This is a genomic window from Coprobacter fastidiosus, from assembly GCF_982245605.1.
The window spans coordinates 18,600-29,272 of the sequence record NZ_CEVCIF010000048.1 but is presented as its reverse complement, the minus strand read 5'-3'; the positions used below and the strand labels follow the sequence as shown (position 1 = coordinate 29,272).

Genomic DNA, 10,673 nt, shown 5'->3' with positions numbered 1-10,673 from the left:
TTATTACTCAGTATTTTAAATTTATTTCTAACAATATGTGTTGCGGAATTAAGGTTTATTACCAGAGTAAATCGAAGGACAATACTTGAATATTTAAAGTTTCGTCTGTATTACCGGGAATATAAATTTTTTTTGAGCTCTCTGATAGTTGAAATATGAAACAAGAAAAATTGTTTAAGCATAGATATTTTTATTTGCAGTCGGCAGGTCTTTTACCTCTTTTTCTGGTATCGTTAACCAATAATTATTTGACAGAGATTCATACGGTAAAACTGGCATTGTTTATAGGTTTGATTTGTTTATGTGTCGAAATATTTTACCGGATATTTTATCGTCGATTTTTGCTCATGTTCGGAGTTTCAACTCTTACGTTGATCCAATTTGCTTCTTTGAAATTGCTTTTTTACAATTCTTTATTCCTTATTTCCAATACTGTTTTTTTAGGCATATTGCTTTTTATTAATATTTTGATCGTTCGAGGATTACACAGGATTTTATTTCATAGGCATTCTCGTGATTATTCACGTAAAGATCGTATGGTGATGGCCAATATAATGCATGAATTTATGTATATGTCACGATTATTGCTGTATGTATTGAGTTTTTATTTGGCTGTTACGATTATGTTCAATACTTATTCTCGTAATATGTATCCGGATATATACGTTTTTTTGAATTACCGTTTGAACCTTATTTTGATGATGCTTTATTTTGTTTACGAATGTATCCGGATTATTTTGTTGAATAAAATGCTTTCAAAAGAAACGTGGTTACCGATTATTAATGAATCTTTATCTGTTATCGGAAGAGTAGAAAAGCACGAGAGTTTCCGTCGTGGGAATCGTTATCTCCATCCGCATTTGCGTGTCATCATTATGTGTGGTAATAGAATATATTTGCAACCGGGTCAAATAAAGGGAAGTTTATCGGGACTTCATTTGGATACTCCGGTATCTGAAGATTTGCGTTATGGAGAGACGCCTGATAAAGTGTTGAAAATAGCTATGGAAAAATATATTTCTGTAGAAAATCGAAATTCTCCGCGAAGAATATTGACATCGAAGTTTAAAACTGATATCATGAACCGTGTAATTATGTTATATGTTTTGAATGTCTCCGATGAGTCGTATGTCATTAATAAACCTCGTGGAGGAAAGTTTTGGACATCCGATCAGATTGATGCGGAATTGGGAAAAGGTGTGTTTAGTACCTGTTTTGAACAAGAGTATGAGTTTTTGAAGAATACGATTTTGCTCGCATGGGAATATACTGAGAAGGAAAAATGAAGTATATGTTTGATTTAATAACGATATTAGGACCTACGGCTTCTGGAAAGACGTCTTTGGCTGTTGCTTTGGCTGCTGATTTAAATACGGAAATTATAAGTGCAGATTCCCGCCAGATTTATAAGCGTATGGACATCGGTACGGGAAAAGATTTGGAAGAGTATAAGTATGAAGATAAAGAAATACAGTATCATTTGATTGATATTTGTGAACCGGGATATAAATATAACCTTTATGAATATCAAAGAGACTTTAATGTAGTTTTTCAGGATTTGAGGACGAGAGAAAAATTCCCTATTTTATGTGGGGGAACAGGCCTTTATATAGAGACTGTCTTGAAAGGTTATAGTATGCCTCAGGTTCCTGAAAATAAAGAACTTCGTGAAAAATTGAAGGACAAGACATTGACAGAGTTGACGTCCATATTGAAAACTTATAAAACTTTGCATAATACTACGGATGTAGATAGTTGTAAGCGGGCTGTAAGAGCTATAGAAATAGCCGAATTTTATAGGAATCAGCAACCGGAGGAGAGAAAAAACAAGCCATTGAACAGCTTTATTGTAGGAGTCGATATAGAAAGGGAAGCCCGCCGGAGAAAAATTTCTGAACGTTTACAGATGAGACTTAATTCGGGAATGGTGGATGAAGTGAGAGCTTTATTAAAAGAAGGAATTTCTCCGGATGATCTTATTTATTATGGCCTTGAATATAAATATCTGACAGAATATTTGATAGGAAGACTTTCTTATGTCGAAATGGTGAGTAAACTAGAAATAGCAATTCATCAATTTGCGAAAAGACAAATGACATGGTTTCGGGGAATGGAACGGAGGGGTTTTTCTATTTTTTGGTTAGATGCATTTTTACCTTTGGACGAAAAAATCATGAAAATTAAAGAACAACTGAAAAAATAGATACAGGGATATCCGGGCTATTCAGTAAAGAGAATGGAAAGTCAATCAAATGTTTAAGATGTCCCTGTACCTTTATATATAGTATTTATGGCTGTAAAACATTCCTATTTATAAATATGTTCGTCTGTATAGGGCAGTTTTTGTAGTAAAAAATATTATTTTTGCATCCGTTTGGATATAAATAAAATACAAATGGAAAATTGCATGAAGAAGGTATTTTTGTTTGTGATTTTTTTGAGTAGTTTCACAAGTGCTTATACTACAAATTTTTTGATTACAGACAGTGCACAAAATGTTCCCGTCAGATATTTGATTTCAAGGAAAACACCAGAAAAGATAAATCGTATAACAGATGCCAAATGGTTTCAGATGACCTATATTTCTGTTCCTTTAATTGTTACCGGCTCTTTGGTAGAAATGAAAAAAGAGCCTTTTAGGAGTTTAAGAAATGAATATGTCCCGTCATTTCATTATGGATATGATGATTATTTGCAGTATGTTCCTATATTTGCATTGGTCGGAATGAAAGCTGCTGGAGTTGAAAGTCGCAGCTCATGGGGAAGAATGTTGACTTCAGACGCTTTCTCTGCAGCTCTTATGGCTACGACTGTGAATGTTATGAAACTTGTTATAGATTCTCGGAGGCCTGACGGAACGGCTTTAAATTCTTTCCCTTCTAGGCATTCAGCAACGGCATTTATGGCTGCGACAATGTTTCATAAAGAATATGGCGTGCGTAGCCCGTGGTACAGCATAGGAGCATATACGGTGGCTACAGCAACCTCAGTTTCCCGATTATTGAATAATAGACATTGGGTATCTGATGTAATGGTAGGTGCGGGAATCGGAATTCTATCTACTGAATTAGGTTATTATTTCGCTGATTTAATATTTGGCAAGAAAGGACTTAGACACCCTCAATATGATTTTGATGTTACATATTCCGATATATCCTCTTTTTTAGGATTATATATGGGTTTTACAATGATGCCGCACCATATATCTCTTTCTCCGGAGATAAATTTCAATACCTCAACGGGAAGTACCGTAGGTGTGGAAGGTGCTTATTATATAACACCGTATGTGGGAGTCGGAGCTGAATTATTGGCAAGTAGTATCCCTATGAAAATACAGAGCGGATTGTCTGTGCCTTCTAATGCTCATTTAGAATCTGGAGCATTCAATACGATTACGACATCTTTGGGCGCATATTTTTCGTTACCGATTTCCAAACGCTGGTATTTAGGAAGTAAATTACTGGCCGGGTATGGAAATTTTCAGGGAAATGGAGTCGATGTAGTATGGAATGATTCGGAAACAAGAGAGGAGGTAAGATCGGATTTTTTGAAAATGAAACATGCTAATTTTTTTAATGCGGGAACGGGCATTTCTTTGTCGTTCTGGGCTAAAAAGAACCTTTTAGCCAAAGGTTTCTTGGATTATAAAGTTGCACCGGTAAATATTCAATATTATGAAGCGTCGGGGTCTCAGTCTTATCAGGAATCTCGTCAAACGTTGCATTCTCTTACTTTGGGAGCTTCTGTAAATATTGTATGGTAAGGAGGTCTTGCCTATTATTGATGGAGTGAAGTTTATCCGAATTATTCGGATTAAAAAGAATTGATTACCAGGAGAAATTTAGACAGGCTTTTAGATAATTTCAATCATTATACATCTTATGCCAATTAGAATGTCCGGTGTGTATGAGATATTACATGCTGGATATTTTTTTATTCAAAAAATAAAATCAACCGAACGTTTTTTCTGTTTTTCTTGTTTAATAAGAAAAATAGAAGATTATGTATAAACTTATATTATTACGGCACGGAGAAAGTGTCTGGAATAGTGAGAACCGATTTACCGGATGGATGGATGTTGATTTATCCCCTAAAGGAGAAAAAGAAGCAGAAATGGCAGGTACTTTATTGAAGAGATATAATATTTTGTATGATTTGTGTTATACATCTTTTCTAAAACGAGCTATCAAAACTCAATTTATTGTTGCAGAGAAGGTTGATCGATTGTGGATTCCGGTTGTTAAATCATGGCGATTGAATGAGCGACATTATGGTGCTTTACAGGGATTGAATAAAAAGGAGACTGCTCTGGAATATGGGGATGAACAGGTGAAAATATGGCGAAGAAGTTTTGATGTACGTCCTCCGCAAATCAGTTTAGAAGATCCTCGTTTCCCCGGTTTTGATCCTCGATATGCTCAGTTAGATACGGCAATTTTACCGCAAGGAGAGTCATTAGAAGATACTGTTGCAAGAGTTCTCCCTTATTGGCAAGTTGAGATTGCACCGCAGATAGCAGAAGGAAAAACTGTATTGATAGCTGCACATGGTAATAGTTTAAGGGCTTTGATTATGCATCTTGAAGAGTTGAGCCCGGAGAAGATCGTAGGAGTAGAGATCCCTACCGGAACGCCGTTAATATATGAATTGGATAAACAGTTAAAACCGCTTACTCATTATTATTTGGAATAAGCGATAATCTTTTTACCTTTGTTTGGTAGTAACAAGAAAGATTATGAAGGTAAATAAGACTAATGCAGCCCGTTTGTTGGATAAGGCAAATATTGTTTATGAGTTGATTCCCTATCAAGTAGATGAGTCTGATTTGGCGGCTACACATGTTGCCGAACAGTTGGGCGAGAACATAGAACAGGTTTTTAAAACATTGGTTTTGCGAGGAGATAAAACAGGCATATTTGTTTGTGTCATTCCGGGTAATATGGAGGTGGATTTGAAAGCTGTGGCGAAAATATCAGGAAATAAAAGTGCCGAAATGATCGCTATGAAAGAACTCCTGCCTGTTACCGGATATATCAGAGGCGGTTGTTCGCCAATAGGGATGAAAAAGCATTTTCCGACATATTTTCATAAAACATGTCTTGATTTCCCTTATATATATGTAAGTGCCGGAGTGAGAGGAATACAGATTAAAATCGATCCCGCAGATTTGATAAAATTTGTTTCAGCAGAAGTCGGGGAGATCACAATATAAAGAACTGTGATAAAAAGCCGGGATTTATTCCGGCTTTTTACTGTAATATTTACAGTATTCTCTTATTCCACATTCAAGACATTTCGGCTTTCTGGCAGTACAAATATATCTACCATGTAATATGAGCCAGTGATGAGCGATTGGCAGTAAATGTCCCGGAATATGTTTTACCAATGTCTTTTCGGTTTCAAGCGGTGTTTTAGAATTATCTGTAAGACCTATTCGGTTTGAAACACGAAAGACATGTGTATCTACGGCCATAGCTTCTTTATTGAATACAACCGATGCAATTACATTTGCGGTTTTTCGGCCTACTCCCGGTAATTTCTGTAATTCATCTACGTCGGAAGGAATAATTCCATTAAATTCACTAAGTAATTTTTTTGCCATTCCGACTAAGTGTTTTGCTTTATTATTGGGATATGATACACTCTTGATATATTCATATACGACTTCTGGGGTTGTCGCTGCTAATGCCTCAGGAGTGGGAAAATCCCGGAATAAAGGCGGAGTGATTATATTTACCCGTTTATCGGTGCATTGGGCAGATAATATAACGGCGATTAGTAATTGAAACGGATCTTTATAATGAAGTTCCGTTTCGGCAACGGGAACATTTTTTGAGAACCACTCGATAATTTTGTCGTAACGTTCTTGTTTTCTCATTTTATATTAAAATATAAAAGGTACAAAGTTAAAAGACTTTGTACCTTGTTTTGGAGTCATTATCGATTTTAATGAGCAGATTCGAATTCTTCCAAAAAACGCTGATCGTTTTCTGAAAACATTCGAAGGTCTTTTACTTGGTATTTTAAATTTGTAATGCGCTCTATTCCCATTCCAAGTGCATATCCGGTATAAATTTTGCTATCTATGCCACAGGATTCCAATACGTTCGGATCTACCATTCCGCAACCTAATATCTCAACCCATCCGGTATGTTTACAGAATGAACAACCTTTTCCTCCACATAAGTTACAAGATATGTCCATTTCTGCAGACGGTTCGGTAAAAGGAAAGTATGAAGGACGTAGACGAATCTTTGTGTCAGGACCGAACATTTCTTTTGCAAAAAACAACAATGCCTGTTTCAAATCTGCAAAAGAAACGTTTTTATCTACATAAAGGGCTTCTACTTGATGAAAGAAACAATGAGCTCTAGCGGAGATCGCTTCATTTCGATATACACGCCCCGGACAGATAATACGAATCGGTGGTTGAGAATGTTCCATTACCCGAGTCTGTACGGATGATGTGTGGGTACGAAGTAAAACATCCGGACTGCGTTGAATAAAGAACGTATCTTGCATGTCTCTTGCCGGATGATCTTCTGCAAAATTCAATGATGAAAATACATGCCAGTCATCTTCAATCTCAGGACCTTCCGCTATAGAAAAACCTAAACGTCCGAAAATTTCGCATATTTCGTTTTTTACAAGAGAAATCGGATGACGGGTACCTACGTTAACAGGGTAAGCTGTTCGCGTGAGATCTATCAAGTTGTTTTCTTGAGAATTGCTATCAAGATTTTCTTTTAATTCATTAATACGATTGAGAGCTTTCTCTTTCAGTTCGTTCAGAAGTTTGCCGACTTCTTTTTTGTTTTCAGCGGCAACATTCCTAAAATCATTAAAAAGAAGAGATATTTCTCCTTTTTTACTTAAATATTTTATACGTAAAGCCTCTATTTCGTCTGCCTTAGATGCTTTTAATGCGTCTATTTCTGCTTTAAGTCGGTTTATTTTGTCAATCATGATTTTGCTATTTTCCTGTTTTAGCTGCAAATTTAATAATTAATAGTGACTTGAAAAGTCGTTTGGGAGGTAAATATTTTATAAATCAAAAAAAACAGTTACGTTTGTACATTGCATTTCGAAATTCGGTTATATGGATTTATCAGAAATAACGCTTCATGTGAAGCAATTTATCGATTCAAGAATACATCTTGATAAAACTATGCCTATTCTTATCGGCCTTAGCGGAGGAGCAGATTCTGTTGCTTTATCAGATATTTTGGTTACATTAGGTTATCGATGTATTGCTTGTCATTGTAATTTCCAGTTACGGGGAGAAGAAGCAGAGAGAGATATGTTGTTTGCCAAAGATATGGCGTTGATGTTGAAAATTCCTTTTCGTAGTGTACGTTTCGATACAGAAATGTACGCTTCCCGAAAACATATATCTATCGAAATGGCTTGTCGTGAGTTGCGTTATGAATGGTTTGAGGAACAGCGTAGAAAAATCGGTGCCGGAGCAATAGCTATTGCTCATCATAGGGATGATTCGGTCGAAACTGTTCTTTTAAATTTAATTAGAGGTACGGGAATATCCGGACTTACGGGAATTCATCCTGTTAACGGGTATATTGTGAGACCGTTGTTGTGTTTAAGCCGTAAAGATATTGAGTCATATTTGTCGTTGCGTGAATTACCTTATGTTACGGATCGGACAAATAAAGAAGATATTTATGTGCGGAACAAGATTCGTTTACAAGTTTTACCTTTATTGGAAAGTATAAATCCGTCTGTTTATGAAACGATAGAACGTACGGCTTCAAATTTATATGAAACAGAACAGTTGTATCGCTCTGCCATAAGTTCATTTATAGACAAAATAACGGAACAGAAAGATGATGAATTGTATATTGATATTTCAAAGTTACTTGATTCTCCAGCTCCTCGTACGTTATTATTTGAAATTTTGAAACCTTTTGGATTTTTACCTATTCAATTAAAGGAAGTTTTGAAAATGGCTTCTGGTATATCGGGAAAATATATTTTATCGGGAACTCATATTTTGTTAAAAGATCGAGACCTCTTTATTGTAAAAGAAAAAACGGTTTATAAAGATGATGTTACTGTTATTTCTGAAAATGTTTTGGAAATATCTTATCCGGTAAGATTGAAAATTTTCCGAGTAAATAGGACTTCTGAATATAAAATCCCCCGAGATACGAACGTTGCTGTATTTGATGCGGATAAGATAAAATTTCCGTTAACGGTCAGGCATTGGAAAGAAGGAGATCGATTTATTCCGTTCGGAATGAAAGGTAGCCGTAAACTGAGTGATTATTTCAGAGATAAAAAATTTACATTATATCAGAAACAAGAAGTTTATGTTTTGCTTTCAAAAGATGAAATTATTTGGATAATAGGGGAAAGAACTTCCGATAAATTCAGAGTTGATGGAAAAACTACTCGTGTTTTGGAAATAAAATGTGAAAAATAATTAATACAAAAACTTATTGTTAACCTTTTTTGTTGTATTTCCAAAAACAAGTGTACATTTGTAGCGAAATAAAAGAGAGAAATACTCTCTCTATCTCAAATTATTTCCGAACAAATTCCAATTAATATTATTTTATTATAGTTTTTGCCTTACTTTTTTGAGGCGAATAATTTTGATTAATGTAGTTAACTCTATCACACCAATATAGATTCATGTATAACATTCTGGAACTGAAAGATAAGTCTTTGGAAGACTTGAAAGTAATAGCCCAAGAAATGGGTATAAAAAAAATTGATGCTTCTGAAAAAGATGATTTAGTATATAAAATATTAGATCAGCAAGCAATCGATATAGCAGGTAAAAAAGTAGCGGCTCAAGCAGAAACAAATGCTGCGAAGAAAAAAAAGTCAACAACTAAGGCTGCAAAGTCTAAAACCCCTGTCAAAAAAACAGAGACAGAAACGATTGTAGCAGTAACGGTCTCTGCAGAACAAGAACCTATCGTAGAAAAAAAGACGACGAAAGGACGTAAACCAAAAGCTGAGAAAACAGTTGAGGCTACTGTCGAAAATAATAAGTCGGATGTTTCAGAACCAGTTGCGGTAGAAGAAACAATACAAAAAGAACCTGAACCTCTCAAAACGAAAAAAGCGAAATTTTCACATCCGGCTTTGAAAGAGCAGGTGGAACTGCCTGTCCCCGAAAATGATGAAGTCGCAGTTATAGAGAAAACTGCTGAAACGGAAAGCATTGAGAAACCTAAGGTACGGAAAGTTTTTAAGAAAGAGACGTCCGAGCAACAGCAAGAAAATGTTTTGAAAGCTGAGAAAAAAGAACCTGCTTCTGAAATTTTAAAACTTACAGACAAACCGGCAGCAGCAGTTCCGGTAAAGGAAAAAATTCAGTATGAGATGCCTCTACCGGTGCAATCCGAAACTCATTTGGAAACATTTTTCCCTCGAAGCGAACGGCAACGTTTTGTACCGCGCAATCAACAACAACGCTACTCAAATAATAATTTAAATAATCAGAATAAAGACATACAGCAAACTGTGCAGCAGCCTGAACGTGTTAATAACGAAACTAAGGTTGCAGAAAAGCCCTATGAATTTGAAGGTATACTTACAGGAAACGGAGTCCTTGAAATGATGCCTGACGGCTACGGCTTTTTGCGCTCTTCTGATTATAATTATCTGACATCTCCCGATGATATATATGTTTCTCAATCCCAAATTAAGCTTTTTGGCTTGAAAACAGGGGATGTGGTAGAAGGACCGATTCGCCCGCCGAAAGAAGGAGAAAAATATTTTCCATTGGTTAAAGTTGAAAAAATTAATGGACGTACTCCGGAATATGTTCGTGATCGAGTACCGTTTGATCATTTGACACCTTTGTTCCCTGAAGAAAAATTTAAGCTGACCACCGGTCGAGCAAATGATATTTCAGCAAGAGTCGTAGATATGTTCTCTCCGATAGGTAAGGGTCAACGCGGGTTAATTGTCGCTCAGCCGAAAACAGGAAAGACCATGCTTCTGAAAGACATTGCCAATGCTATTGCCGAAAATCATCCGGAAGTGTTTATGATTATACTGTTGATCGATGAACGTCCTGAAGAAGTGACCGATATGGCTCGTAGTGTAAAAGCAGAAGTAATATCATCGACATTTGATGAACCGGCAGAGAGACATGTAAAAGTCGCTAGTATAGTCTTAGAAAAAGCGAAACGGATGGTAGAGTGTGGCCATGATGTCGTTATTCTTTTAGACTCTATTACTCGTCTCGCTCGTGCTTATAATACAGTCTCTCCTGCGTCCGGGAAAGTTCTCTCCGGTGGTGTGGATGCAAATGCGCTACATAAGCCGAAAAGATTTTTCGGAGCAGCCCGTAACATAGAGAACGGGGGAAGCCTCACGATTATAGCGACAGCTCTTACCGATACCGGCTCTAAAATGGATGATGTGATTTTTGAAGAGTTTAAAGGAACAGGGAATATGGAGTTACAGTTAGATCGTAAGCTCTCTAATAAGCGGATTTTCCCTGCCGTCGATATTACAGCTTCGAGTACTCGTAGAGATGATTTGCTTCTCGATAAAGATACATTGAATAGGATGTGGATATTAAGAAAATATTTGTCGGATATGAATTCTATAGAAGCGATGGAATTCATTAAGGACAGAATGGAAAAGACATCTTCGAATGAAGAATTATTATTGTCTATGAATGACTGATGTAT

Annotated in this window: 9 protein-coding genes; 7 read left to right on the top strand and 2 right to left on the bottom strand. The window is 36.1% G+C overall.

Annotation, left to right across the window (positions count from 1 at the left end; genetic code table 11):
- Window positions 1-155 precede the first annotated feature (155 nt).
- From AC0UMU_RS11475 to ybaK, 5 genes are all read left to right on the top strand, one after another.
- On the top strand, window positions 156-1,286 hold the full coding sequence (locus tag AC0UMU_RS11475; protein ID WP_278714222.1) for a hypothetical protein: 1,131 nt from the start codon (window positions 156-158) through the stop codon (window positions 1,284-1,286).
- A complete protein-coding gene (miaA, locus tag AC0UMU_RS11470; protein ID WP_288639949.1) occupies window positions 1,283-2,203 on the top strand; it encodes a tRNA (adenosine(37)-N6)-dimethylallyltransferase MiaA in 921 nt (306 codons plus the stop codon). The genes AC0UMU_RS11475 and miaA overlap by 4 nt, the downstream gene beginning before the upstream one ends.
- 204 nt (window positions 2,204-2,407) lie before the next feature.
- Complete coding sequence (locus AC0UMU_RS11465; protein ID WP_473979938.1) at window positions 2,408-3,763, top strand: phosphatase PAP2 family protein; 1,356 nt, start codon at window positions 2,408-2,410, stop codon at window positions 3,761-3,763.
- Window positions 3,764-4,002: 239 nt separating this feature from the next.
- Window positions 4,003-4,692 carry a 2,3-diphosphoglycerate-dependent phosphoglycerate mutase gene (gene gpmA / locus AC0UMU_RS11460; RefSeq protein WP_122337551.1) on the top strand — a complete coding sequence of 230 codons (690 nt, stop codon included), beginning with the start codon at window positions 4,003-4,005 and terminating at the stop codon, window positions 4,690-4,692.
- 43 nt (window positions 4,693-4,735) lie between these two features.
- On the top strand, window positions 4,736-5,212 hold the full coding sequence (gene ybaK / locus AC0UMU_RS11455; protein ID WP_122304518.1) for a Cys-tRNA(Pro) deacylase: 477 nt from the start codon (window positions 4,736-4,738) through the stop codon (window positions 5,210-5,212).
- Window positions 5,213-5,236: 24 nt separating this feature from the next.
- Here the strand turns inward: ybaK and nth are convergent, their stop codons facing one another.
- Together nth and pheS are read right to left on the bottom strand one after the other, a co-directional pair.
- The gene (nth, locus tag AC0UMU_RS11450) at window positions 5,237-5,878 is read right to left on the bottom strand and encodes an endonuclease III (RefSeq protein WP_122337550.1); all 642 of its coding nucleotides are present in this window, start codon (window positions 5,876-5,878) and stop codon (window positions 5,237-5,239) included.
- A 68-nt stretch (window positions 5,879-5,946) separates the two neighbouring features.
- Window positions 5,947-6,966, bottom strand: a complete 1,020-nt coding sequence (gene pheS / locus AC0UMU_RS11445) for a phenylalanine--tRNA ligase subunit alpha (RefSeq protein WP_278714920.1) — start codon at window positions 6,964-6,966, stop codon at window positions 5,947-5,949.
- Window positions 6,967-7,099: 133 nt separating this feature from the next.
- On the opposite strand from pheS, the gene tilS reads away from it, so the two are divergent.
- Together tilS and rho are read left to right on the top strand one after the other, a co-directional pair.
- Window positions 7,100-8,440 carry a tRNA lysidine(34) synthetase TilS gene (gene tilS / locus AC0UMU_RS11440; protein ID WP_278714917.1) on the top strand — a complete coding sequence of 447 codons (1,341 nt, stop codon included), beginning with the start codon at window positions 7,100-7,102 and terminating at the stop codon, window positions 8,438-8,440.
- A 212-nt stretch (window positions 8,441-8,652) separates the two neighbouring features.
- Entirely contained in the window at window positions 8,653-10,668 is a 2,016-nt protein-coding gene (gene rho, locus AC0UMU_RS11435) for a transcription termination factor Rho (RefSeq protein WP_288639954.1), read from the top strand.
- Window positions 10,669-10,673 lie beyond the last annotated feature (5 nt).